At 36.4% G+C, this 26,997-nt stretch carries 15 protein-coding genes and 1 pseudogene; 5 read left to right on the plus strand and 11 right to left on the minus strand.

Translation table 11 applies throughout. The features are described from left to right. Window positions 1-2: 2 nt before the first annotated feature. From accD to BWD162_RS07315, 7 genes are all read right to left on the minus strand, one after another. On the minus strand, window positions 3-923 hold the full coding sequence (gene accD, locus BWD162_RS07285) for an acetyl-CoA carboxylase, carboxyltransferase subunit beta (protein ID WP_078706038.1): 921 nt from the start codon (window positions 921-923) through the stop codon (window positions 3-5). A gap of 933 nt (window positions 924-1,856) precedes the next feature. Continuing rightward, on the minus strand, window positions 1,857-2,576 hold the full coding sequence (locus BWD162_RS07290) for a sulfate transporter family protein (RefSeq protein ID WP_078706039.1): 720 nt from the start codon (window positions 2,574-2,576) through the stop codon (window positions 1,857-1,859). 219 nt (window positions 2,577-2,795) lie between these two features. Beyond that, window positions 2,796-4,190 (minus strand): bifunctional phosphopantothenoylcysteine decarboxylase/phosphopantothenate--cysteine ligase CoaBC, encoded by a 1,395-nt coding sequence (coaBC, locus tag BWD162_RS07295; protein WP_078706040.1) that lies wholly within the window; start codon window positions 4,188-4,190, stop codon window positions 2,796-2,798. 63 nt (window positions 4,191-4,253) lie between these two features. Next, the gene (ubiB, locus tag BWD162_RS07300) at window positions 4,254-5,849 is read right to left on the minus strand and encodes a 2-polyprenylphenol 6-hydroxylase (RefSeq protein ID WP_078706041.1); all 1,596 of its coding nucleotides are present in this window, start codon (window positions 5,847-5,849) and stop codon (window positions 4,254-4,256) included. 3 nt (window positions 5,850-5,852) lie between these two features. Further along, on the minus strand, window positions 5,853-6,635 hold the full coding sequence (gene ubiE / locus BWD162_RS07305) for a bifunctional demethylmenaquinone methyltransferase/2-methoxy-6-polyprenyl-1,4-benzoquinol methylase UbiE (RefSeq protein WP_078706042.1): 783 nt from the start codon (window positions 6,633-6,635) through the stop codon (window positions 5,853-5,855). 116 nt (window positions 6,636-6,751) lie between these two features. Then, window positions 6,752-9,181 carry a DNA topoisomerase (ATP-hydrolyzing) subunit B gene (gene gyrB / locus BWD162_RS07310; RefSeq protein WP_078706043.1) on the minus strand — a complete coding sequence of 810 codons (2,430 nt, stop codon included), beginning with the start codon at window positions 9,179-9,181 and terminating at the stop codon, window positions 6,752-6,754. A gap of 658 nt (window positions 9,182-9,839) precedes the next feature. Beyond that, window positions 9,840-11,372 carry a YifB family Mg chelatase-like AAA ATPase gene (locus BWD162_RS07315; protein ID WP_078706044.1) on the minus strand — a complete coding sequence of 511 codons (1,533 nt, stop codon included), beginning with the start codon at window positions 11,370-11,372 and terminating at the stop codon, window positions 9,840-9,842. A 404-nt stretch (window positions 11,373-11,776) separates the two neighbouring features. Between BWD162_RS07315 and BWD162_RS07320 the strand changes: the two genes are divergently transcribed. Further along, window positions 11,777-13,741, plus strand: a complete 1,965-nt coding sequence (locus BWD162_RS07320) for an autotransporter assembly complex protein TamA (protein WP_078706045.1) — start codon at window positions 11,777-11,779, stop codon at window positions 13,739-13,741. Continuing rightward, window positions 13,741-18,386: pseudogene (locus tag BWD162_RS07325) on the plus strand (translocation/assembly module TamB domain-containing protein). The gene BWD162_RS07320 and the pseudogene BWD162_RS07325 overlap by 1 nt, the downstream one beginning before the upstream one ends. Before the next feature lie 27 nt (window positions 18,387-18,413). Here the strand turns inward: BWD162_RS07325 and BWD162_RS07330 are convergent. Both BWD162_RS07330 and infC read right to left on the minus strand, forming a co-directional pair. Then, window positions 18,414-20,180 (minus strand): ABC transporter ATP-binding protein, encoded by a 1,767-nt coding sequence (locus BWD162_RS07330; protein WP_078706046.1) that lies wholly within the window; start codon window positions 20,178-20,180, stop codon window positions 18,414-18,416. 213 nt (window positions 20,181-20,393) lie between these two features. Then, window positions 20,394-20,912 carry a translation initiation factor IF-3 gene (gene infC / locus BWD162_RS07335; protein WP_078706047.1) on the minus strand — a complete coding sequence of 173 codons (519 nt, stop codon included), beginning with the start codon at window positions 20,910-20,912 and terminating at the stop codon, window positions 20,394-20,396. 208 nt (window positions 20,913-21,120) lie between these two features. On the opposite strand from infC, the gene BWD162_RS07340 reads away from it, so the two are divergent. From BWD162_RS07340 to dapE, 3 genes are all read left to right on the plus strand, one after another. Continuing rightward, window positions 21,121-21,930 carry an alpha/beta hydrolase gene (locus tag BWD162_RS07340; RefSeq protein ID WP_078706179.1) on the plus strand — a complete coding sequence of 270 codons (810 nt, stop codon included), beginning with the start codon at window positions 21,121-21,123 and terminating at the stop codon, window positions 21,928-21,930. 3 nt (window positions 21,931-21,933) lie between these two features. Then, window positions 21,934-22,662, plus strand: coding sequence for a M48 family metallopeptidase (locus tag BWD162_RS07345; protein WP_078706048.1), 729 nt, complete (start codon window positions 21,934-21,936; stop codon window positions 22,660-22,662). 1,077 nt (window positions 22,663-23,739) lie between these two features. Continuing rightward, window positions 23,740-24,912: a succinyl-diaminopimelate desuccinylase gene (dapE, locus tag BWD162_RS07350; RefSeq protein WP_078706049.1), complete on the plus strand. Its 1,173-nt coding sequence runs from the start codon at window positions 23,740-23,742 to the stop codon at window positions 24,910-24,912. Between the two features lie 92 nt (window positions 24,913-25,004). Here dapE and hemW read toward each other — a convergent pair whose 3' ends face one another. Then, window positions 25,005-26,204: a radical SAM family heme chaperone HemW gene (gene hemW / locus BWD162_RS07355; RefSeq protein WP_078706050.1), complete on the minus strand. Its 1,200-nt coding sequence runs from the start codon at window positions 26,202-26,204 to the stop codon at window positions 25,005-25,007. After that, window positions 26,204-26,848, minus strand: a complete 645-nt coding sequence (gene rdgB, locus BWD162_RS07360; protein ID WP_078706051.1) for an RdgB/HAM1 family non-canonical purine NTP pyrophosphatase — start codon at window positions 26,846-26,848, stop codon at window positions 26,204-26,206. Before rdgB ends, hemW begins: the two co-directional genes overlap by 1 nt. Between the last annotated feature and the right edge of the window lie 149 nt (window positions 26,849-26,997).

Genomic DNA, 26,997 nt, shown 5'->3' on the forward strand with positions numbered 1-26,997 from the left:
ATTTAAGCAGCATTTGTTTCAGAAAATACTGTTTGAGGATCTTGAGATGGTGGGTAAGAAGGTTTTTGAGGTACAGAGTGTTTCATCATCAAACGTAAAAGCCGCGCAATAGTAGTTTTCATTTCCAAGCGCGATACAACCATATCAATCATACCATGATTAAGTAGATATTCACTACTTTGGAAACCTTCTGGCAAAGTTTCGCGAATGGTTTGTTGAATAACACGTGGCCCCGCAAAACCAATCATAGCTCCAGGTTCGGCAATGTGGATATCTCCTAACATAGCATAAGAAGCAGTTACACCACCAGTGGTAGGGTTGGTGAGAACCACAATATAGGGAAGTTTTGCTTCTTTCATCATTTCAATTGCTACTGTTGTGCGGGGCATTTGCATTAGTGACAATATTCCTTCTTGCATTCGTGCTCCACCAGAAGCAACAAAAAGAACCAAAGGACATTTATCTTCAATGGCGGTGTGAAAAGCTTTGATAATAGCTTCCCCTGAAGCCATGCCAAGTGATCCACCCATAAAGGCAAAGTCTTGAACGGTGGCAATAATTGGTAAGCCTTCAATAGTTCCTCGTGCATTTAAAATATTATCATCAACACCAAGCTTGGAGCGATATTCTTTTAACCGATCAGTATAGCGTTTTGTATCGCGAAATTTTAATGGGTCTGTGACAACTTTTGGATTTTCAAGTAATGTATAAACACCATCATCAAAAAAATGCATGAGACGATTTTTGGCACTAATGCGCATGTGATGACCGGAAGAAGGACTCACATATTGATTAGCTTCTAAATCTTTATGAAATACCATTTCACCATTAGTAGGATCTTTGATCCATAGATTATCTGGAATTTCGCGACGACCTAATATAGAATTAATTTTAGGACGAACATAATTTGTAATCCAATTCATTTGGTAATCTCCCTTTAGATGTTATACACTTTATGTGGCTTAAGGGCATATTGGGATTGAATAGTCGGATTCTTTTGACTGATTAATCAACTATTTGTTTTATTTTTACCAGTGTTGGCTTTCAATATATCATTTTAGCTTCCCTTGTTTATTTAATAAAGCAACAATGGCATGAGTTGAGAGTATTTCCTTTAATAAATCTATTAACAATTTTAGCAATATAGTTTGCTTGTTTATTTATTTGAATATTAAATCCTATTGTAATAAGTAAGGATGTATTGTTTTATCACTTTAACTATAAAGTCACTCTGGTAATCGAAGATATTTCCTTTAATATTTGATTAGTGACATTTACTGCAAAAATATAATAGACAAAATTTAAACTATTTTGCAAAATTTTGATATCTGTTTGTTACTGGCTGTTGAGATATTAATAGCTAAAATAAAAGTTCATTATTCATTTTAGCAGGCAAATTTTTTCATCTATTTTTTGTGATAAGTCAACAATAATTAAATTATCAACCGAATAATGTAAATTTTCAACCAAAAGAACTTTAATACTATAGCATTATAATAACTTATAAATAATGAGAGCAAAAATTTATATGGGAAAATACTGTCCATAAAAATGAATTTTTTAAAAATCTGCTTCAATTTATGAATACATGATGGGGTGATTTTATAAATATATGGCTTTAAAAGCGGCATGATAATCTCAATTACAAGTATTACTAACTTAAGTAGTGCCTTTATAAGAAAAATAAAACCAATAGAATAAATACGTTTTATTAATAAAATTAATTATTTCAATAGATTATCATATTTTAAATATGTAATTTTGTATTTTTTAGTATCGTCAGATTATATTAAATATAAAATTAATTCTGGAATGAAATGCTTCTTTCGTAGGTCGATTATTTAGTTGAGTGTAAATTATTTTAATGTAATAAGTGTAGAGTGATTATGGGGGAGCATTTTATATAAATATGTCATAAAGGCAGCCGCAAAAAGTGGTGTTACTAAATTAACAATGGGAATAGAAACGAAAAACGCAATCACTAAACCAGCCCAGAATACTGTCATATGATGGATGCGTAAGAAATTATGGGCTTCTTTCTGGGATTGAAAACGGTAAGCAGAGAGCAAAAAATATTCACGACCTAACATATAGCCATTAATAACATAAAAAGCGATCAAATTAACACCTGGTATGAAAAATAAAATAAAGGCAATTGCGTTACCTAAAAGGCTTATGACAGCAAATTTTAAAGAGAGAATAAGCGAAGACGTAAACGACATAGTTTGTCCAACAGGTTCATTGGGATAATCTTCTTTTTCAATAATTTCAGCGGCGGCATCAACGAAAAAACTGCCAATTATAGCAGTAGTTGGAGCAATTAGAAAGGGCGCCAAGAAAGCTAGACCAAAGTTAAAAATGATTAATGTGCTAAGTTTTAATAATCCTATCCAATCTGTTAATATGGGAAAAAAATGCGTAATCCAAAGCCAAAGATAAGGCATAAAAAGCTTGTGTATGAATAGCCATATAATGATGAAAACAACACAAGTAAGTCCCAAAATTTTCAACATCATGGTGCAATATTGCAGGGTAAAAAGGCGTTTTAGAGCCAGATAGATAGCAGTAAAAATCATAAACGATAGATAAGAAGAAAAGAATAGAAAACAAGAGATAGATTAAATAGCATCATGCCCATATTAATAATGTTTTATATAAGATCTGTTTTGTAAATCATATAGTTTTGCGTAAATTGGTATTAATTAAAGTTTATCTCTTATTTTATGTTGTGTTTTTAAAGCGTCATTAACTTTTAAAAATTTTTATTTTATTGAAACAATAAGCTCTTTCTTCTTTTAATCAGTGGGACAAAGAGAATGAAAAAATGACACAATAATCTTTGCTAATTTTTCAGCTACTTGTTGTTTACTCATACATGGCCATTGTTCAACAGTTTCTCTACTAACCAGACAAATTTTGTTTGTATCTCCACCCATTACACTTGTTCCATCAGTATGAGGAGAAACATCGTTTACAAGAATGAAATCTGCTCCTTTTTGAACACATTTTTTTTGTGCGTTCACAATAATGTCACATGTTTCAGCAGCAAAACCAATCACAAGTGGGGGGCGGTTTGAGGCGTGACCGATAGTTGCCAAAATATCAGGGTTTTCGACCATATGCAAAAATGGTGGGATTTTGTTGTTTTCCTTTTTGATTTTTTGTAAAAATTGTGTTTGACTACGCCAATCACAAACAGCAGCAACAAAAATAGCACCATCAGCAGGCAATGCAGTTTGAACAGCTTCTAACATTTGACAAGCCGTTTCCACGTGAATGGTTTTTACGTTTTGTGGATCAGGAATATCAACAGGTCCGCAAATAAGTGTTACTGTAGCTCCCAAGTGTTCTAAAACTGTTGCAATTGCATGACCTTGCTTGCCTGAGGAGCGATTGGCAAGATAACGTATCGGGTCAATTGGTTCGTACGTGGGGCCAGAAGTAACAATGAAATGACGACCAGAAAGAGGTTTTTCTTGTTCCCTCAAAAGAGTTTCTACTGAGGCTACAATGGTTAAGGGTTCGCTCATACGTCCATAACCTATTTCATTTCGTTCAGCCATTTTACCACTTTCTGGTCCTACTATATGAACTCCATCGGCGTGCAATTGTGCGACATTACGTACAGTTGCAGGATGAGCCCACATAGCTGGATTCATAGCTGGCGCAATCAAAAGTGGACAACGTGCTGCTAAAAGCACACAACCAGTCAAATCATCTGCTATGCCAACAGCCATTTTTGCAATACGATCGGCAGTAGCTGGTGCTAAAATAATTAAATCAGCACTACGTGCTAGCCGAATATGGCTAATATCATGATCTTTTTCACGTGAAAATAAATCGCTATATACAGCGCCACCATTCAGAGCTTCAGCTGCTAAAGGGGTAATAAATTTTTGAGCCGCTTTTGTCATAATAATGTTCAAATGCGCTCCACGTTCTTGTAAACGACGAATCAAATCAAGCGCTTTATAGGCAGCAATTCCACCACCGATAATGAGAAGCACAGATTTTGATTGCAATGATTGCATTTCAATAGCACTTGCTTGTAATAATGGCGTGGATAATGTGGTGGGATTACTTAACAAACGACGCGCTTCTTCTTCCATAGAAACACCATTTTGTGCTGCTCGTGTACGCAACATTGCTTTGGCTTCAGGTGAAAGATTACGGATAGTAATACTGGCCATAAAATGCTTTCAAAGGAATAAAGTGATTTCAATGATTTCATAAACTTTATTCTTTTTAGCATATTAAGTAAATGAGAAAAAATGAAAAAGAAAAAAGGCTAGAATAATGAGACAAAGAGTTGTGATAAATAAATTATAACGGCTATAATGGTGGTTACGATTTTGTTCGAAAACAAACTGCTTAAAGGTGGGAGGGGAAAGATACAGTCCTGTTTTTGTTATTTTGCTGAGATTTTCTTCTATACGCTGAAGGTTTTTCACTAATTTTGGTGTTTGACGTGCCAGCGAAAACAGCGCTTGTGCTCCCTCATTAAAATCTTGGATAAGTCCCATAGGTCCTAAATTTTTGCCAATCCATTCTTTAACAACTGGTTCAGAGGCTTTCCACATATTAAAAGCTGGGTCCAATGTGCGAGCTACACCTTCTACAACAATCATAGTTTTTTGCAGCAGCAAAAGTTCAGGTCGAGTTTTCATGTCAAATAATTCAGTAACTTCAAACAAAAGTGTGAGTAATTTGGCCATGGAAATGCTTTGTGCTGATTGTCCGTGAATAGGTTCACCAATAGCTCGGTTGGCTTGAGCAAAACTTTCAATACTGTGATGAGGTGGTACATATCCTGCTTCAAAATGAGCACGTGCCACCCGATAGTAATCTCGAGTAATAAAACCATAAAGAATTTCAGCGAGGAAATATTTTTCTTTTTTACTAAGCCGCCCTGTAATTCCTAAATCAACTGCAACAATACATCCTTGTTGATCTACAAATAAATTACCAGGATGCATATCAGCATGAAAGAAACCATCCCGTAGTGTGTGGCGAAGGAAAGATTGAATAAGCGTAGTTGCTAGATTTTTCAAATTAAAACCTGCTTCTTTAAGTGCTGGAATATTAGACATTTTTATGCCATCAATCCATTCCATCGTTAAAACATCGCGTCCTGTTCTTTCCCAATCAACTAAAGGTACCCGAAAACCTACATCATTTTGAATATTTTCAGCCATTTCTGATAGGGCAGCTGCTTCTAAGCGTAGATCCATTTCAATACGAGTAGTTTGTGCCAAAGTTTCAACAACACGAACAGGGCGTAAACGTCGAGAAGCGGGAATATAACGCTCTTGCAGACGGGCAATAAGGTAGAAACTTTTAAGATCTTTAGCAAAACGAGTTCTAATATTAGGGCGAATAACTTTAACGGCACATTTTTTTTTATGACCTGTTTCATCATAATATTCAGCTGGATGAACTTGAGCAACAGAAGCAGCAGCAATAGGTGGGCAAAAGTCTATGAATAAATCATTCATGGGACGACCTAGCGAACTTTCAATTTGGGCAATAGCTGCAGTACAAGGAAATGTTTGGACACAGTCTTGTAACTGTGCCAAATCTTTAGCAATATCACGCCCTACAATGTCAGGTCGGGTGGCAAGAAATTGACCAAGCTTAATATAAGAGGGACCAAGCTTATTAATGGCGTGTGACATATTTTCAGATCGGTGCTTCTTTTTTGTTTTACGCCGTGCTAAAATTCTTGCTATATGGTGACATGTCGCCAGAGGACCATGAAGACCGTCTCTGGGAAGAGCACTAAGGACACCTTCACGCGCTAAAATCCATCCTGCACGCATAAGTTGAAAATAAGCAGAAATTTGTACCATTTTTCAGATTTTCCAGCCTGAATGTAATGCTGCAATAGCACCGGTGAGATTGCGATAAGATACTCGCGAGAAACCTGCACGACTAATCATATGGGCAAAATCATCTTGTTTGGGAAATTTACGAATGGATTCAACCAAATAACGGTAAGCGTCGCCATCACCGGTAATGAATTGACCAAGTTGGGGAATGGCATGAAAAGACCAAAGGTCATAAACTTTATCAAGAAGAGGCATTTCGACATTTGAAAACTCTAAACATAAAAAACGCCCACCCGGTTTTAAAACACGAAAAGCTTGTTTAAGAGCTTTATCAATATGTGGCACATTGCGAATTCCAAAAGCAATGGTATAAGCATCAAAACTTTGATCCTCAAAGGGAAGATCTTCTGCATTGGCTTCAATAAAATCAATAAAAGGAGCAAGACCATTTTTATGCGCACGCTCTTTACCAATGTTGAGCATCGAATTATTAATATCAAGTACTGTAGCGTGAACTTGTTTGCGTGAAGCATTGAGAATACGAAAAGCAATATCACCGGTACCACCAGCTACATCAAGAATTTTCCAACCAGGAATCGGTGGCGGAGAGAGCCATGCAACCATGGAATTTTTCCACACACGGTGCAGTCCAAGAGACATAATGTCATTCATTTTGTCATAGTTTGTCGCGACAGAATGAAATACATTATCGACCATAGACTGTTTTTGCATTTCATCAACTTTTGTGAAACCAAAAGAATATTCCATGCCACCGTCAGCCCCTACACGTTTCATTTCAGCTGCCATATGTGACGACCTTTCTTATTTTTCTTTTATTGTAAATGAAGAATAGAGAAAATTCTCACATACAAAAAAGTAATACGCAAAACTATGGTGCTTAAGCTAAAAACAAAAAAGTACTTTTAAATATCAAGATTGGCAACGCTTAGAGCATTATTTTGAATAAAAACTCGCCGTGGTTCAACTTCATCACCCATTAAACGGGAAAAGAGAGAATCTGCGTCAGTTGCATCATTGATTTTAACTTGTAAAAGAGAGCGCGCGTCAGGATCAAGGGTTGTCTCCCAAAGCTGTTCAGCATTCATTTCTCCAAGACCTTTATAACGCTGTAGAGTGATGCCTTTTTTACCGTTTACAAAGATACTTTCTAATAAGCTCATTGGTCCAAAGATATGCTCTGATTTATCTTTGCGACGCAGAAGAGTGGGAGGATTATATATTTCTATGAGATTTTGACAAACACGATCAATTTGACGTGCATCTGCTGAATTTATAAGTCCTGTGTCGAGCACAACAACATCTTTAACACCACGTAAAATGCGCTCAAAACACAAACCTCCATCTGGCGTACTATACCCACTCCAGCCACGTTCCATATCATCAGCAATTAAGTCAAGGCGATGCACGACATTATCTATTGTTTTTTGGGTTTTCTCTAGTGTTGTAAAAACTTCAGAGTTAAAAACACCAGCAATCGCTGCTTGCTCAACAATATTGCGGTCATAACGGGTATGAAGACCATTTAACAGTTGGCGTAACAAACAAGCATCTTGAACGAGTTGGCGTAAATCAGCACCTGCACGAATCTCACCTGTTGATAATTCTAGTGTTGTATCTTCCAATCCTGTATCGATCAAAAACTCTTCAAATGCTGTTTCATTTTTAATATATTGAAAAGACTTACCACGTGATACTTTATAAAGGGGCGGTTGAGCAATATAAAGGTGACCACGCTCAATCAATTCAGGCATTTGCCTAAAGAAAAAAGTGAGAAGCAAAGTGCGAATATGGGCTCCGTCAACATCTGCATCTGTCATAATGATGATTTTATGATAACGTAATTTGTCAGGTGAAAATTCATCTTTACCGATAGAAGTTCCAAGAGCAGTGATAAGTGTACCAATCATCTCAGATGAGAGCATTCGATCAAAACGTGCCCGTTCAACGTTAAGAATTTTACCACGCAAAGGTAAAATCGCTTGATTTTGACGTGAACGCCCACTTTTAGCTGAACCACCAGCTGAATCTCCCTCAACGATAAAAATTTCCGATTTTGTAGGATCACGTTCTTGACAATCAGCAAGCTTTCCTGGAAGTGAAGTAATGTCAAGAGCTCCTTTTCGCCGTGTGAGTTCACGTGCCTTACGTGCTGCTTCACGGGCTGCTGCAGCTTCTACTACTTTACTGATGAGAATTTTCGCTTCATTAGGGTGTTCTTCTAGCCACGCTGAAAGACCCTCATTCACTAAATTTTCAACAATAGGACGCACTTCAGAAGAAACCAATTTATCCTTTGTTTGGGAGGAAAATTTGGGATCAGGAACTTTGACTGAAAGAATAGCCGTTAATCCTTCACGACAATCATCACCAGTTAAGTTGACCTTTTCTTTTTTTGCAATACCTGAAGATTCAGCATAACCGTTGATTTGACGTGTTAAGGCACTGCGAAAACCTGCTAAATGAGTTCCTCCATCACGCTGTGGAATATTATTGGTAAAACATAATACTTTTTCGTGATAAGAATCATTCCACCATAAAGCAACCTCTACACTCATCCCATCTTTCTCATTTGTGATGTAAATAGGATTATCAATGAGCACTTTTTTAGACTGGTCAATATATTTTACAAACTCAATTAATCCACCGTCATAATGTAATTTTACGGATTGAACATCAGCATGGCGTTGATCTGTGAGAAGAATATGGACACCAGAATTTAAAAAAGCTAATTCTCGTAAACGACGTTCTAGAGTTTCGAAGTCAAATTTAGTTTTAGTAAAGATTTCAGAACTTGGTAAAAAGCTAATTTCTGTTCCGCTTTCTGCATCACAATCACCAACAATTTTAAGTGGAGAATCGGCCACTCCACGGGTAAACGACATTTCATGGATTTTGCCATTACGTTTAATTTGTAGTCGCAACCAAACTGAAAGCGCATTGACAACAGAAACACCAACGCCGTGTAATCCTCCTGACACTTTATAAGAATTTTGATCAAATTTTCCACCAGCATGAAGTTGTGTCATAATGACTTCAGCTGCTGAAACGCCTTCTGTTGGGTGAATATCAGTTGGAATTCCACGTCCATTATCACGAACGCAACAGGATCCATCAGCATGGAGCGTGACATTTACAAGGGTAGCATGACCAGCTAAAGCTTCATCAATAGCGTTGTCTACAACTTCGTAAACCATGTGGTGCAAACCAGAACCATCATCAGTGTCACCGATATACATACCGGGGCGTTTACGTACAGCATCAAGACCTTTGAGAACTTTGATGGAAGCGGCACCATACTCACTACTTGATGATGAGGTTGTTTCATCACTCATAAGTCAATCCATTTCTGTATTTGATATCAATTTTTGGCTCTTTTCAGGTTTAATATTCTAATGCGCTATTTACAATATAGCTGCATTAGAACATTTACCGTATATAAAATATATATTCAACATTTGTTACTCTATAATTGGGTGGATTAATTTTTCCATACGTAAATGGTGTCAAACTTTTATTTTTGCATTTATTTGGTTAAAAGAAGAGCAGGAAGGTTTGATGATATTTTTTGTACTCAAGGGGGATCTTTTCTTTGTGTTTATGTCTGAAAAATATTTACAATGAAATTTACATTCTACCCCCGAGTGTTTTGGATAAATGTAGGAATTATTATATTTTCTCTTACAATTTTAGAAAACATCAGACATTTTAACCTATAAAAATCCCACTATTTCGATCAAGTTATAGTTAAAGGAAGTAGTATTTTGATGATATGTAAGCCTTAATCTTGATGGCTGAATGGCTTAATAAGTTGATTGTTACTATTTTGGGTGGTACTTGTATAGCTTTACAGTTACTAGAGATAAAAATACAAAATATTTTACAGAAAATACAAACTTATAATTGCACTTAATTTATATTCTAAAATTTTAGAGCATGATGATAATTTGTTTATATTATTTTCCGATTAATTTTTATTGACGAATAGCTTCTTTAACCAATAGTTGTTAATTTTTCATTGTTTAATCGATAGGAAATGGCTTCTGCAAGATGATGACGTGAAAGTTGATCTGCTTCATCAAGATCAGCGATAGTGCGTGCAACTTTGAGGATACGGTGATAAGCGCGTGCAGAAAAGCACATTTTTTCACTAATATTCTGTAGTAATGTGGTCGCACTTTGATCTGGAATAGCAATTTGTTCAATAATTTTGCCAGGGCAATCACCGTTGGTGCGAATATGACCAAGGTTCAATTTTGCAAAACGTTTGGCTTGAATAGCACGAGTTCGCGCAACGCGTTTTGCAACATCACAGCTTTTTTCAGACTGTTCTGATTGCATGAGATCCGTAGCTGTTAGGGCAGGCACACAAATACGTAAGTCAATTCGATCGAGTAGAGGGTTAGAAATACGAGCTTGATAATCGCTCTGACAGCGTGGGCCTTTAGCACAAACATGGCCTTCTTCGCCTGCCATGCCACATCGACAAGGATTCATTGCAGCAATAAGCTGGATGCGAGCGGGATAACTGATATGGTGATTAGCTCGGGCAATAATACATTCTCCACTTTCTAAGGGTTGACGAAGAGAATCAAGGACTTGTGGAGAAAATTCAGGCAATTCATCGAGAAATAAAACGCCATTATGTGCAAGTGTTACTTCTCCTGGTTTTCCTTTGAGTCCACCACCAATTATTGCTGCCATGGAAGCAGAATGATGAGGAGAGCGAAAGGGACGATGATGTGAAATGGTATTATGTACTGTTTCTCCGGTAATAGAGGCAATCAAACAAACATCTAAAAGCTCATGGCTATCAAGAGGCGGTAAAATAGACGGTAAGCATTGAGCTAACATAGATTTTCCTGCGCCAGGAGGACCTACAAATAAAAGGTTATGCCGTCCAGCTGCGCATACTTCTAAAGCACGTTTGGCGGCTTTTTGTCCTTTTATCTCACAAAGATCTGGTAATTCAGTTTGGATTGTGTATTGGCGTGGTTGTGGACGCTTTAAGATTTGTGTTCCTTTAAAGTGGTTAACAATAGCAAGAAGTGTATCAGGCGCGAGAATATCCATATCTGCATTTGCCCATGCAGCTTCAGGTCCGCATTTGTAGGGACAAATTAACCCTTTATTAAGTGATAAAGCTGTCATTGCAGTTGGTAAAACGCCGTTGACAGCAGTAATAGATCCATCCAGTGATAATTCTCCTAAAATGATGTAATTTTGTGCTATTTTAGGGGGAAGAAGCCCCATAGCGAGCATTAAGCCTATTGCAATAGGTAGATCATAATGTGAACCTTCTTTAGGTAAATCAGCTGGTGCAAGATTAATCGTAACTCGTTTGTTAGGCATGGAAAGTCCACAAGCATGCAGAGCTGCTTGCACACGTTCACGGCTTTCTGCAATAGCTTTATCTGCCAATCCAACAATAGCCATTCCTATTCTACCAGGGGCAATCATAACTTGCACATCAACAGGGATTGCTTCTAAGCCACGAAAAGCAACTGTTGTAACGCGCGCAACCATAAATTTATTTTCCCCTTTTTTGATTGTAGAAAAACAATCATATCTGCACATGAAAATCAAGCAGGGTTTGTGTATGGTGTTTTATGGAGAAATTTATATATACAAATTTTATGGGTGTAGTTACAAATGTGATGATTTACATAAATTTTACTATGATAACATTATGGCTCAGGATATTATAAGATGAGCTAATAAGGATATTTAAAAAAAGAAAAAGGAGATTATTTGTTTTTATAATATCAGAGGCTTATAAACATAGGAAAATGATATGATATCACCATAAAATATTATTTGATGTGATCAAATGCATGAAGAATTTAAAAAACAGACATATTTATTTTCTTTTTAGATGTTATGTATAAAAAACACACTATAAAATATTTATTTTAAGAGTATCTGATTTGGTGATATGTCAGAAAAAGGTTTTGTTGAAATTAAAAACTATACGCAGCATATCTATAAGCTTATGTTTAGTTTTTGCTTTTCCGCAATCGCTTGCAGCATTTGAGCTTTTTGGCATTCATTTGTGGGGTAAAAAAAAGCCAAATCTCTCTTCAGATGATATCAATGATACGGAAAAATTTTATCAAGTTGAAGTTATTGTACCACCAGGTGCGCCGCAAGTGGGGGCTCAAATAGTTAAAGACGTATCTTCTCTTGTTGCTGATCAGGATAAGGCAATTTCCAGCTCTTCTGGTTTATTGGCTAAAGCCCGTTCGAATTATCAGGCCATTCTTTCTGCTTTTTATGCTGACGGACGTTACGGGGGCGTCATTAGTATTAAAATTAATGGGTTGGAAGTTTCTGATTTGTCTCCTATGACTCAATTGCCAACTCAATCTACCATTGTTATTACAGTTGATGCTGGGCCACAGTATGTTTTTAGTGCTGCAGGTATCACAGAAGCTGCCCCATTTATAAAACATAAAAAAGGTTCAATGCCTTCAATTGAAGAGTTAGGTTATAAGGTTGGGGCTGTTGCAAAATCTGAAACTATTTTTAAGGCGGAACGATGGGTAATTGAGGGGTGGCGTCGACATGGACATGCTAAAGTTAACATTGTGAGTCGTGATGTGGTTGCTGACCACGCTACGCATCTCATTGATGCGCAGATTGTAACTAATCCTGGGCAAAAAACTTATTATGGTTCTTTAAGTGTGCGCAATGTGAGTGAACAACCGCGCATGGATTCAGAATATGTTAAATGGATAACAGCATTAAATCCAGGTCAGCAATATGATTCTGATGCATTAGCTAAAGCTAATAAACGGCTTACGCGGCTTGATGTCTTTCGCGCTGTTAATATACAAGAGGCTGATGCAATTAACCCTGATGGAAGTTTACCTCTGACGCTTGTTTTAGAAGAACGTAAACCACGACGTTTTGGCGTTGGTGGTAGCTATTCAACATTGGATGGTGCTGGCTTTGAAGCTTATTGGATGCATAACAATCTTTTTGGTCGTGCAGAACGCCTTAAAATTGAAACTAAGATAAGCGGTATTGGCGATCATAAAACGAAATCTTATAATCCAAAGAATTTTAATTATCTTTTTGGAACAACATTAACCAAGCCTGGTATAATCACTCCTGATACAGACTTTGAAGCAGAATTAAAAATGCAACGAGATAGCTTAAATAATTACACAACGCAAGCTATCAAAGGAAAGTTTGGTCTTACCCATATTTTTAATGATAATTTATCGGGGCAGTTTGCTATGGTAGCTTCTGATGGTCATTCGCGTGATGATTATCTTGGAAGCGGTAATTTTACGATGGTTGGGTTACAGAATGGTTTGATTTATGATAGTCGTGATAATAAATTCAATGCGACAAAAGGTTTGTATGGTGAAACGGTAGTTGAACCATTGTATGAAGCGCATGCTAATGATTTTGTGACGAAAATAACAATAGAAGGTCGTTCTTATTGGGTAATTGATGAACAGGATCGTTTTGTTTTTGCAACACGAACGAAACTTGGTACAATTATTGGGAGCGATAAGACGAAGTTGCCTTCAGATATGCTTTTTTTTGCTGGTGGTGGAGGGTCTGTTCGTGGTTATGCTTATCACAATATTGGCATAAAGGCAAAAAATGACACTATTATTGGTGGACGTGCACTTGTTGAAGGTTCAGCTGAATTACGTCTTTCTATTAATAATGTAATAGGATTGGTCAGTTTTATAGATGGCGGTCTTGTAAAAGCAAGGGCACATTTTGATTTTTCGCAAGATATTAAATGGGGAGTAGGCATTGGAGGGCGTTACATGACAGGTCTTGGTCCTTTACGATTTGATTTGGCCTGGCCTCTTAAACGGGAGAAAGGTGATCCACGTGTAGGTTTTTATGTAGGTATAGGGCAAGCATTCTAATGAAAAAAATATTGTATTTTTTGGCTGTCTTATTTGGATTTTCTTTTCTTGTAATAAGCTTTTTTGTTTTTGTACAGAAAGATGATTCACTTTTTAAAAACATAATAGGAGGTGAACGTTCATGGTTTATTTCTTTTATTGAACATAAACTTTCAACGCCTAATCGTCAAATTCGTTTGCATAATATACAAGGAATATTATCGTCTGAAGCATCGATTGACGCCATTACAGTAAGTGATCATAAAGGTGTTTGGCTTACGATTACCAATGCAAAAATGAATTGGAATCGTTTAGTGCTGTTAAGGGGGCGTATTAAAATTAACGAACTTTTGGTAGGGCATGTTACGTTTTTACGCAAACCATACAATTCTACATCTGTTTCTTTTTTGGAAGCTGGTCAGTTTTCCATACCCAAATTACCTTTGTCTATTTCTGTCAATGCGTTTAAGGCTGAACATGTGACCTTTGGACAAGACTTTTTTGGTCTTGCTTCTGATATATCATTAGAAGGACATTTAGCTTTAGCTAATGATGCTATTGATGCCGATGTAAAGGCTCATCGTTTAAATGCATCAGGTTATTTTTCTATTTTAACCAAGATATCCAAAAAAAGTCGTACAGCTCAAATTGATATTATCGCTAACGAGCCACAAAATGGTATATTGGCTAATGTTTTTAACATTGAAAAACACCCTGCATTAAATTTTGTCATTAAAGGTAATGGCACTTTTGATGACTTGGTTGTCGCACTTCAGGTAGAAGTTGATCGTCAGCCTATTTTAAATGGCAATGTTGTTCTTGCAAGAGTTTTAGATGGTCATAACCTTTCTGCACAGTTGGCAGGTGCAATTGGCCTTTTAATACCTTCTCAGTATCGTAGCTTTTTTGAATCTAATGTAACATTAGGAATAGAGGCGGTGATAACAAAGGAGGGTACTACACGTCTTGATCATATAGTTGTTCAGGGTGAAGCAATTAATGTTGTAGCCAATGCTGAGATAACAGCCGATGGATTTTTGCGGCGTCTTTTTGTTGATGGCAACATAGGTTTTGATCAAGCAAATGAATCTGCTCATTTATTACCGTTAGAAGGTCAAGCACGTGTGAATAATTTGACTTTAACCATTGATTATGGTCGCCAAGATCAACAAGCTTGGAAAGGACGGCTTATTGTACATCATTTGAGCAATGAAAATATTCGTATTCGTGATGCAGTTTTTGATATGGGAGGTGTGAGCGAAAATCTGGACGATCCGGCTTCCCGTCATGTTGGTATTCAGGTTAATGGTACTCTTCAAGGGATTGTAAATACTAAGGATGCATTTGAGGATGGTTTAGATCGGGCGATTCATTTCCATATAGATACAGATATTGTCTCTGGAAAACCGATATTAGTTCATGATTTTAGCATTGTGGCTCAAGGTTTTTCTGTTTGGTTAAAGGGAGAAGTGAATCATTTTATTTTTAAAGGGGATCTTGGTTTAAAAGCACAAACATTAACCCCTCTGGGTATATTAATTGGGCGACCAATGTCTGGCAACGCAGATATTAAAGCCAAAGGTACCATGAGTTTACTTGGTAGCGCTTTTGATCTTGAATTGTCAGGAGCTGTTGATAATGTGCTGATAGGTACTAAGGTTGTCGATTCTTTATTAAAAGGCAGGTTTGTCCTTTTAGGTAATATTGTTCGAAATACGACGGGCTTAATTTTACATCATTTACGGTTGAAAAATGACTATGCCAGTGTAACGGCTAATGGTCATCTTTCAAGTGTGAGTGCTGAGATGGATTTTTATGCTCAAGTATCTGACCTTGCCATGTTGGATCCAAGGATGGAGGGTGCGATCACTATAAAGGGTGCTGCTAGAGGGCATAATAGTCTTATAATGGTTAGTACGCACGCTGATATTGAGGCACTTTTTATGGGTAAAAAACTCCAAAATACAATATTAAATGTCAATGTATTGGTGGATAATACATCAGTTTCTTCTAATATAACTGGCTTTATAGAAGGTAAAGGGATTTTTGCTCAACAACCATTGCAATTGTCTGCTTCTTTTAAAAATTTTAACCATATTTGGAAGCTTCAGGATATCGATATTGAAGGAGCATCTACAAAAATAACAGGTAGTCTTTTTCAAACGTCTGAAGGTTTTATAAAGGGAACCTTGGATATTGATGTTGATGATATCTCAACGTTTTCCGCGTTGTTTTCGCAGAAAGGTAGCGGAAAAGTAAAAGGAAAATTTGTTTTTGATGAACACAATGGTAAGCAAAAAACTAATCTGCAAATCAAGAGTGATCATTTAATATTTGCAAAAAATGAAATCAAAAAATTAGCAATACAGGCTGATATATTCAATCCTTTCAATGTGATGCAATTTAAAGGTTTTGTTAATGCAGAGCGTGTTCAGACATCATTTATGGTGGCCGATCGTTTAAAATTTCGCGCTAATGGTAACAGTGAGCGGACGGTTTTTAATGTTCAGGCGGTATTACCTAACAATACAAATACACAGTTTTCTGGTCGTGTGATTACAGCAGGACTATCGACCGGTGAGAAAAAATCCAGTTCGACGCTATGGATATAAGATACTCTAATTTTCATACAAAATTATTCACTCCAGCAACAATTATTTTTGATGAGAATGGGGTAACAATAAGTGAATTAGGATTTATTGTCGATCAAGGTAAGGTCGTACTTAATGGTACTTTTCAAGATGTTTTCAATTTGCATCTCACTATGAGTGCTGTTCCTGTAGCTTTAGCTAATCTGTGGAAACCAAATCTTGGGGCTGTTGGTACTTTGTCAGGGCAAGTTATGATTCATGGCCGCTTTGAAGATCCTAATGTAACCTATGATATAAAAGGTTATGAGCTGACAATTGCGGCCCTTCAAGAGAGAAAAATAAAACCTTTTATGCTTTCTGCTAGTGGTAAAGTGATAAATAAAACTTTTACTTTGGATGCGAATTTAGCTGGAGAAGGGTTACAAGTGCAAACACAAGGAACTGTATCTTTAGATAAAGGCGAACTTAATCTCCATATTAATTTGAAAAATTTATCTGCACTTTTGGCTAACAGTTTTATTGAAGGGCAAGCTTTAAGAGGAGTGGTAACTGGTAAGGTCGATATTGGGGGAACGTTAAAAAATCCATCTGCGCATTTTGAATTTTCTAGTCAAAATTTAACAATTAATTCTCTTCTTCATAAAAATGCATCGTCAATTAACATAAATGCTCGTGGTTTTTATGAAAAATCAATACTTCATGTTCAGCATATAACAGCAACTGGATCTAAAAATTGGGATTTGTCCGTAAATGGGCGTCTTTCTTTAAATAATTCACCAACTGAACTGAGTATTAAGGGTATAATGCCTCTTGCTTTTGTTGATCAATTTTTAGCAAAACGTGGTGCACATGTAACAGGAATAGCAAAAATTGATGCTATTCTGAATGGAACATTATCTCAACCACAGTTGATAGGATCTTTTTCAATAATAAATGGTGGTTTTTTTGATTCGCAAACAAATTTGGAACTAAGCAATATAATGCTTAAAAGCAAATTGAATGGTGATCACATAATTTTAGAGCATGCTTCTGCTCGTTCATCTGGTGGAGGATCTGTTTCTGTTTCGGGCCGTATTTCTACAGATCTGCAAACAGATTTATCCATTCACCTTGATCATATCAATTATAATGATGGATCTATGATTTTTGCGACGCTAACAGGCAAAACAACCATGACTGGTCATTTGTTGAGCAATCTTGTCATTGGTGGTGAGGTTACAGTTGAAAAAGCTGAAATTCTTATTCCTGATCATTTTCGAAATGCAACATTCCTTGATATTAGACATAATAATTTAACTAAATTAATTCTACAAACACTTGAACGTGCTGATGCTAAAGTTTACAAAATCAATCATAATATTTCTAAAGAACCTTCTTCTATTGTGCAGTTGAATATGCAAATTAATGCACACAATCAAATTTTTGTTCGTGGTCGAGGTTTAGATGCTGAGTTGGGGGGACGTATTAGTTTAACAGGCCCGTTGCATGATGTACATCCAGTTGGAGAGCTTCAGATGATTCGTGGACGATTTGATATTCTATCACAGCGTCTTAATTTTGATAAAGGACAGACAAGTTTTAGTGGTGATTTCAATCCAGCTATTTATTTTGTTACTAACAGTAGTAATGGCGACATTCATGTTACTGTAACAGTGAGTGGAACTATTAATAACTTCGATATTCAATTTGCTTCACAACCTGTTTTACCACAAGATGAGATATTGGCACGCTTGATTTTTAAGCGCTCTCTTAATGAATTATCACCATTTCAGATTGCTCAGCTTGCAGCAGCTGTAGCTGAGCTTGCTGGTGCTTCTAATACATCTTTATTGAATACTTTACGTGCTAAGGTTGGTCTTGATAATCTTGACGTTATTGTTGATAAAGATGGCAATACAGGTTTACGTGTTGGGCGTTATGTTCGCGATAATATTTACTTAGGTTTTGAGGCAGGATTAGATGGCAAAACGAAAGGAACAATTGATTTAGATCTTTCACGCCATCTCAAGGCAAAAGGCGCTATAGGGAATGAGAACAATTCTAGTTTTGGTTTGTTTTATGAAAGAGAGTATTAAATACAAAAATTTTTAAAAGCTAATCGCCTAAAATTCTTGTTTTTTAAATTGAGTATTATGAAGCTTTTTATAAATGCCTTTTTTCTTTGCTAAAAGTTCTATCTGAGTACCTTGTTCAACTAATTGCCCATTTTGTATTACAATAATTTTATCAGCATGCGCAATTGTTGAAAGGCGGTGAGCAATCACAAGAATTGTACACTTTTTAGTGAGGTTTTGAAGTGTCTCATTAATTTGGGCTTCAGCGTGTGAATCTAATGCGCTTGTGGCTTCATCAAAAATCAAGATTTTACTGTTGTGAAATATTGCACGAGCAATAGCGATACGTTGTTTTTGACCTCCTGAAAGATTATTTCCATTCTCGCCCACTTGTGTATCATAACCCTGAGGTAGATCCATGATAAAGTTATGAGCATTGGCTGCTTTTGCTGCTTTTATAATATCATTGTCGCTGGTACCTTTTTTTCCAAGTTCGATGTTATATTTAATAGTTCCTTGAAACAAAAAAGTATCCTGTCCTACATAAGCTATGAGGTTTCTAAGGGAGCGAAATGTGATAAAGCGAATGTCTTGATCATTAATAAATATAGATCCTTGTGTAGGATCATAAAGGCGCATGATAAGATTGATAAGGGTTGATTTCCCTGAACCGGATGGTCCCACTAATGCTGTCATTTTTCCTGCTTCTATTTCCAGGTTGATGTCGTTTAAGACAGGTTGATTGTCCATATAGGCAAAAGAGACATGTTTAAAACGAATAGAGCAGTGAGTTTTATTAAAGTCTTTAGCTTCTTTATGTTCTATAACAGTAAGTGGATGATCAAGTATTTCGAACATTGCGCGGATGCTGACTAAACCAGATTCAATTTTAACACGCACATTCGCCAATCTTTTAGCAGGTTCATAAATAAGGAGCAAAGCTACAAGAAAAGACATTAATTCACCTTGAACACCGGTACGTTGGGTTGCAAGATAGCCGGAAAAACAAATAATAACTGCGATTGCGATGCCGGCAAGCGTTTCCATAATTGGATGTGTAGCAGCTTCAAGCAGTGCAATACTGTTTGCTTGTTTTTCAACGTCACAAATAGCTTTATTCATGCGTTTTTTCATTAATTCTTCTAGTGAAAAAGCTTTAATTACGTGAATACCAACAGCAGTCTCTTGCATAACTTTGATGATTTCTCCTAGCGAGAGAAGTTCTTTTTCCATTAGACCACGAATACGTTTTAAGGCCATTCGCACTCCTAAAAATGCAAGAGGTCCTACCGTTAAGGTAATGACAATTAACGTAAAATTTTGAATAAACATAACAACCAAAAGGCCAATGACAGAAAGTAAATCACGCACAAAGGTTGTGATAATTATATCGATGATATTACGAGCTGCTGTTGTATTATGAGTTACACGAACAAGAAGATCGGATGAAGCATTATTTTGATAAAAAGAGATGCCTTGCTTCATAAGACGTGCGTAAATTTTACGCTGTTGTTCAGCAATGATACTATTGCCTGCTTTACTTAGACAATAGGTTTGGGCAAAAGTTGCAACCCCTTTGAGAATAAAAATAAAAGCAAAAATACTAGAGATGAAAACAATCATATTAAAATTGTGTCCATCAATAATATGATTAACAATATCACGCATCATCCATGCACTAATTGCAGTAGTCAATGCAATAATGATCATTGAAACAATAGCTGCGCTATACCAATACACATGTTTATGAAAATTCTCTCGTAAAAGACGGATGATAAGGTATTTACCAGAAAGGGATGTTTGTATTTTGGCCATGAAATACTTTTATTTTCTCTCATTATTTCACACAAGATTAAAGTATTCCTTATAGAAGATCAAACTTTCTTCTATAAGAAATACTCTCTAGAGAGATTGAGTGCGCCAATCTTTTTGTTTTCAAAAACATCACATCAGCACTCTATAATATTTTAAGATTATATTCATACTTGACCAAAATGAGTTGCATGAAACATGCTTCCTCAATTAAAATTATTTAGGCGCTATGACCATCATCATTTGGCGACCTTCAAGTTTGGGCTCAGATTCAATTTTAGCAATTCCACTTGTATCTTCTTTAACTCGCTGAAGAAGCTTCATTCCAAGATCTTGGTGTGCCATTTCACGACCACGGAAACGCAAAGTAATTTTTACTTTATTACCATGATCAATAAAACGGTGAACGGCTTTAAGTTTCACCTCATAATCATGGACATCAACATTTGGTCGCATCTTGATTTCTTTGACTTCAATAGTCTTTTGTTTTTTACGTGTTTCAGCTGCTTTTTTTTGATTTTGATATTTCAGTTTGCCTAGATCAATAATTTTACAAACAGGCGGTTCTGCATTTGGCACAATCTCAACCAGATCAAGCCCAACATCTGCAGCCATAGCAAGTGCTTCTTGTGTTGCAATAATCCCCTGATTTTGTCCTTCATCGTTAATAAGTTGAACGCAAGGAACACGAATATCTTGATTTGAACGTGGCCCGTCCTTTTGACTAGGTGTCATTTTAAATGATCGACGAATGGTCTATGCTCCTTAATTTTAATTTATTTATAGAATGCCTTAATATACAATATCTATACAGAAAAACAATAAAAATTCATGTTTTTTCACTATCCTTAATACAGACTATTTATTCATTGTTTTGAGTTTAGTTTTGAAAAAAGAGGTTTTTCTCTTATAGTAAAGGATATTTTATTGAGGAAGAATGATGATAGATCAAAATATCCCTTGTCAGTTTTTTTCGTTTGAAGATACAGCTCTTGCTGTGCGTCATCGTAAAGGTAGTCATTCTCCGGGGTTAGTTTGGTTATCTGGTTATCGATCTGATATGCTAGGAAGCAAGGCAATGGTGGTTGATGCTTTTGCTCAAAAAAATAATTTGTCTTGTTTGCGTTTTGATTATTCCGGTCATGGGGAATCAGAAGGAGATTTTTTTGAAGGTACGATTTCACGCTGGGTGAAAGAAAGTTTAGCGGTTTTTGAAGCTTATTGTGAAGGACCACAAATTTTAATTGGTTCCTCTATGGGTGGATGGATTGCTTTAAGGCTTGCTATGATACTTGCGCAGAAAAATAAACCACTCGCCGGGATAATATTGATTGCACCTGCTCCTGATTTTACACAAGCTTTGATTGAACCAACTTTAACTACGGTAGAATGGAAAGCTTTGGAAGAAAAAGGTTATTTTGAACGTTCTTCAATGCATGATTTAGAACCAACACCTTTTACAAAGACATTACTTGAAGATGGGCGAAATAACTGCGTTATGAAAGGATGTATTGATATTGGGTGCTCAGTTCATATTCTGCAAGGGATGGAAGATGAAATAGTTCCCTATCAGCATGCATTAGCTTTACTTGATCATTTGCCTTTGCATGATGTAACATTAACGCTTGTTCGTGATGCAAACCACCGGTTTTCACGTCCACAAGATTTGGATTGTTTTGAAAAAGTGTTGATGTCATTAATTGATCGAATCAATGAACCATCAAAATCTGGTTCATTGATTGTAGAGACATGATACATGGCTATTTATGAGCAAGATTTTATTCTCTCTGATCGTGTTGTGCCTCTACGGGTGCGAGAATATAAACATGCACGTCGTTTTACGTTACGCATTGATGCGAATGGACAGGGGATTTGTTTAACAATACCACCGGTGATGAATCTTAATGCGGTTCAGTCTTTTCTTGAAAAACATCGTTGTTGGATAGAAACACATCTTACTCATGCCCTCATTTCCCGTGAGAGTTCTTATCTCAAGGAAGGTGCAACAATTCCTTTATTGGGTGTTGCGCACATTATAAAACATAAAGAAGGACGTGGGGTGGATGAAATCATTACAGGTGATGTGGAACAAAAACCGCAAATTGTTATCTATAGTCGGTTAGAATATCTGCCAAGGCGAATTGCTGATGTTTTAAAAAAGCAAGCTAAAATCATTATAACACCACTAGTAGAACATTATGCACATAAAGTAGAACGTAAAGTTAAATCAATCCGCTATAAAGATATGAAAAGCCGCTGGGGATCATGTTCAGTAAATGGGCATCTATCTTTTTCATGGCGTCTTATTATGGCACCAAGAGAAGTTGTTGAGTATGTTGTTGCGCATGAGGTGGTTCATCTTATCGAGATGAATCATGGATCACAATTTTGGAATCTTTGTGAGAAGCTTTGTCCAGATAGTAAAATTTATCATGCTTGGTTGAAGAAGAATGGTCATACATTGCATGCAATCAATTTTCACTAACACAAAGAGTTTTTTTAGTTTCATACATTTTTATTGGTAATTATCTACTATTTTTTGTTATTGTGTGCGATACTATCTCCCCTTTGTATAAAAGCTTTTATTGTCCTTTATGGATGCATACCTATCGATTAATAGGCTTATTGTAACAGCTATTATTTTGTAAGCATTGATCAAAATATGCCATCATTATTGAATATATCGAATGAAAAAACCAGATCCTTTTACTATTTTTGATTATTCTTGTTTTTTTGTGGGATTGGTTTGTGATTTTTGAAGTACTAATTATTAAATCAAAAATAGCTGTACGTTGAAATCATTGTTTCGTTGATATTTGCAGCGCGTTTTAAGCGTTGCCTTTTGTACAGAAATTGTGTTTAGGGTGAGTTTAATGTCCGGCTATGTTATCGATATTTTAATAAAGGGATCACTAAGTCACTTTATTGAAATTATTTGTTCTTTCTGTTGTGTTCTCATTGTGCGTACTCTGATGGATATATAACATTTATTATATATCTTAGTTGATAAGCTAGTTTTGTTTTTGAAGTTCTTTATGAATTGATAATGATACTTCACACGATTGTATTTAAAGCAACATTTCCTGTTCTTTTTATTTTCATAATTTGAGTAGTGTTTTTAGTATATATTGAAAATTATAATAAGAAAATGCGTTGCATTGATTGCAATTTTTACGCAGTGATATTTTATAACATTGTTTTGTAGTTATCAGATTTTAAGTGGATTTTTATATATTCTTAGATAAGTTTGTTATCCAGAAAACGTGTAAAATATCCATTTCATATAAACTTAAAATATTTAGTAGAGAACAATGGGTACGATTATAAAACGCAATTATGATATCTTTTTTAGAATGTGATCAAAAATTTTCGAAAAAAGAATGTCTTTCATAAGATTTGTAATAGAGTACTTCATATAGTGATAGAAGTTGTTGAACCTTTAGTGCAGTTGTTTTCTCTTTTTTCGTTTAGTAAGGGTTTTTAACATTTTTGCTTTATCTTTTTTATGATTTGACTTAACATTTTTAAATCATTCTTTGTGCTCCAGATTGGAATAACGCTTATGCCTGTCCTTACAGATCCTATTCAGTTATTACAGGCACTTATCCGTTGTCCTTCTGTTACACCTCATGAAGCAGGTGCTTTATCGACTTTGGAACACTTTTTGACAAAACTGGGGTTTACTGTTGAACGCCCTGTTTTTGTAGATAAAAATACAGAAGATGTTGAGAATCTTTACGCAAAGATTGGAAATAAAGGTCCACATCTTATGTTTGCGGGTCATAGTGATGTAGTTCCACCTGGTGAGCTGGGCAATTGGACTTATCCTCCTTTTAAGGGGGTCATAGATCAAGGGAAACTATATGGAAGGGGTGCTGTTGATATGAAGGGAGGCATAGCGTGCTTTATAGCGGCGCTAGCGCGGATTGTTGAGAAACAGCCAATTAAAGGGACAATAAGTTTTTTGATAACTGGTGATGAAGAAGGTCCTGCCCTTAACGGTACGGTAAAACTTTTAAAATGGGCAGTACAAAAAGGCGAAAAATGGACTGCGGCTATTGTTGGTGAACCCACGAGTGTAAAAGTTGTTGGCGATATGATCAAAATTGGTCGTCGGGGGTCAATTTCCGGTATTATTAGAGTGCAGGGTCGGCAAGGTCATGTCGCTTTTCCTGAGCGAGCAGCCAATCCATTACCTTTAGCAAATAAGCTTATCCAAGCACTGATACAAACTCCTCTGGATCAAGGAACAAAAAATTTTCAAGCAAGTAATTTAGAATTAACAAGTATCGATACGGGTAATTGTGCTGTCAATATTATTCCTATGCACACGGTAATCCGTTTTAATATACGCTACAATGATCTTTGGACAAGAGAAACGCTTATTGCTGAAATTGAAAATCGTCTTGCGTTGGTACAATCAGAAGATAATCATAATGAGCTTCCATTTTATCAACTTGAATGGGTACAGAATTTGGGTAGTGTTTTCTTAACTCAAAATGATAAACTGATTGAAACTTTATCGAACGCTATTGAAAGCGTGACAGGAAACAGACCAGAACTTTCAACTTCTGGCGGCACATCAGATGCACGGTTTATTAAGGATTATTGTCCCGTTGTTGAATTCGGTTTACCAGGGCAAACCATGCATATGGTGGACGAATGCGTAACCCTTGATGCATTGGAAAGTCTCACTTCGATTTATGAGCGTTTCATTGTTGATTTTTTTGCATAAAAACGGTCACTATAAACATAAAATAGGTTAGATTATAGAAGCATTTTATAACTAGGATCACTATTCGTAATTTTTCACCTGAAACAGAAATGTTAATTTGCCAATTGACTAATGATGTAATCGAGAACAATATATCCTTTAGTTGTAGCTTTTAAGCGCTGGTTGTCTGACATTTCTACCAAGCCTTGTTGTTGTAAATTGGCAAGTTTGACTGGTGATAAACTTTTTAAGCTTAAGGTTTCGTAACGTGTAAGATCAAGACCTTCTGAAAGACGCAAACCCATGAGCAACATTTCGTTGGCCTGTTGTCTTCTTGTTAATTGTTCTGTTTCGGTACAGCCATGGCCTGTGGTTTCTACCAATTCAAGCCAACGTTCGGGATGTTTTTCATTCATTGTGACATAACGTTCAAGTTTTTTAGTTTTGGATAGTGGTATTTTGGAAAAAATAGGAAAATTTTCCATCGGGCGTTGTATAAAGCGTCCATGTGCTCCTGGGCCAAAACCTGCATATTCATGATAACGCCAATAAAGAAGATTATGACGAGATTCAGCGCCAGGCATTGCATGGTTTGAGATTTCGTAAGCAGGAAGGCCATGCATAGTCGTTATTTCTTGGGTAAGGTTATAAAGGTCTGCTGCCAGCTGTGGTACTGGAGGAATAAGTTTTCCTGCGGCATGAAGTTTTTTAAAGACGGTCCCTTCTTCAATGGTTAGTTGATAAAGGGAAAGGTGGTCTGCTGCTAGATCAATAGCTTGAGAAAGTTCATATTTCCACTGTTTGAGTGTTTGCTCAGGGCGGGCATAGATTAAATCAAAAGATAAACGTGTAAAGATTTCACGCGCTAAAGCGATAACATTAAGAGCTTGTTTAACATCATGAAGACGGCCAAGTTGTCGCAGGGCTTTATCGTTGAGTGCTTGTACACCTAAAGATAAGCGATTAATACCTGCCGCACGATAGCCGCGAAAGCGCTCTGCTTCTACACTGGAGGGATTAGCTTCTAATGTGATTTCAGTCTTATCATCAATTGTCCAATTTTTAGCAACAGTTTGTAGTAATGCATCAACAGTTTGAGGCGTCATAAGGGAAGGTGTACCACCGCCTATAAAAATACTTGTAATATGACGGGGGCCTATCATAAGATATTGTGTTGCCATTTCGCGTTTAAAGGCGGCTACAAAACGTTGTTGATCCACCTCACTTTTGCGAACGTGCGAATTAAAATCACAATAAGGACATTTAGCAACACAAAAAGGCCAATGAATGTAAATACCGAAAGGTTCAGCCATTAGGGTGCCAAAAAATTTTCCACAAAAAGTTTAAAAGCGCGTGAGCGATGAGAAAGTGGTGTTTTATCATTAAGTGTCCAGCCATGTTTTTGCTCTGTTGACATTTCACCAAAGGTATTTTCATATCCATCTGGTAGAAAAATGGGATCAAAACCAAAACCTTTATCTCCACGTGGTGGCCAAATGAATGTGCCTTCAATGCTGCCACGAAAATAATCTGCATAGCCATCGGGCCATGCAATACAGATGACTGATATAAACCGACATTTGCGTTGGCTTTTTTCAAGGGCTCCAATTTTTTGTAATTCATCTTCTATTTTTTGCATAGCTTTTAAGAAATTACGTGTACCATCAGGCTGAATGGCCCAGTCGGCTGTATAGACGCCTGGTGCACCACCTAATGCGTCTATTTCTAAACCAGAATCATCAGATAAAGCAGGAAGTTGTGTAGTTTTTGCTGCTGCAAAGGCCTTGATATAGGCATTTTTTTCAAATGTTGTTCCTGTTTCTTTTGGTTCAGGCAAATTGAGTTCTTTTGCTGAGAGTGTTGTTAAGCCGAAAGGAGCAATTAATGCAGTGATTTCATGCAATTTTCCGGTGTTATGTGTAGCAATAACAAGTTTTTTATTTACTATACGTTTCATACGTATCTCTCCGATATGAGGGGTAGGTTATTTGTTTGGGTGAGAACTTGTTATAGGAGGATAAATTTGACAATACCGGTTTTGTAAATTCTAATAAATAAAGTGATCAATACAGCTTAAGAGATTTATTTGTGGTGGTTGTTTTCACG

The sequence above is a fragment of the Bartonella sp. WD16.2 genome (genome assembly GCF_002022505.1).
Classification (GTDB): Bacteria; Pseudomonadota; Alphaproteobacteria; order Rhizobiales; family Rhizobiaceae; genus Bartonella.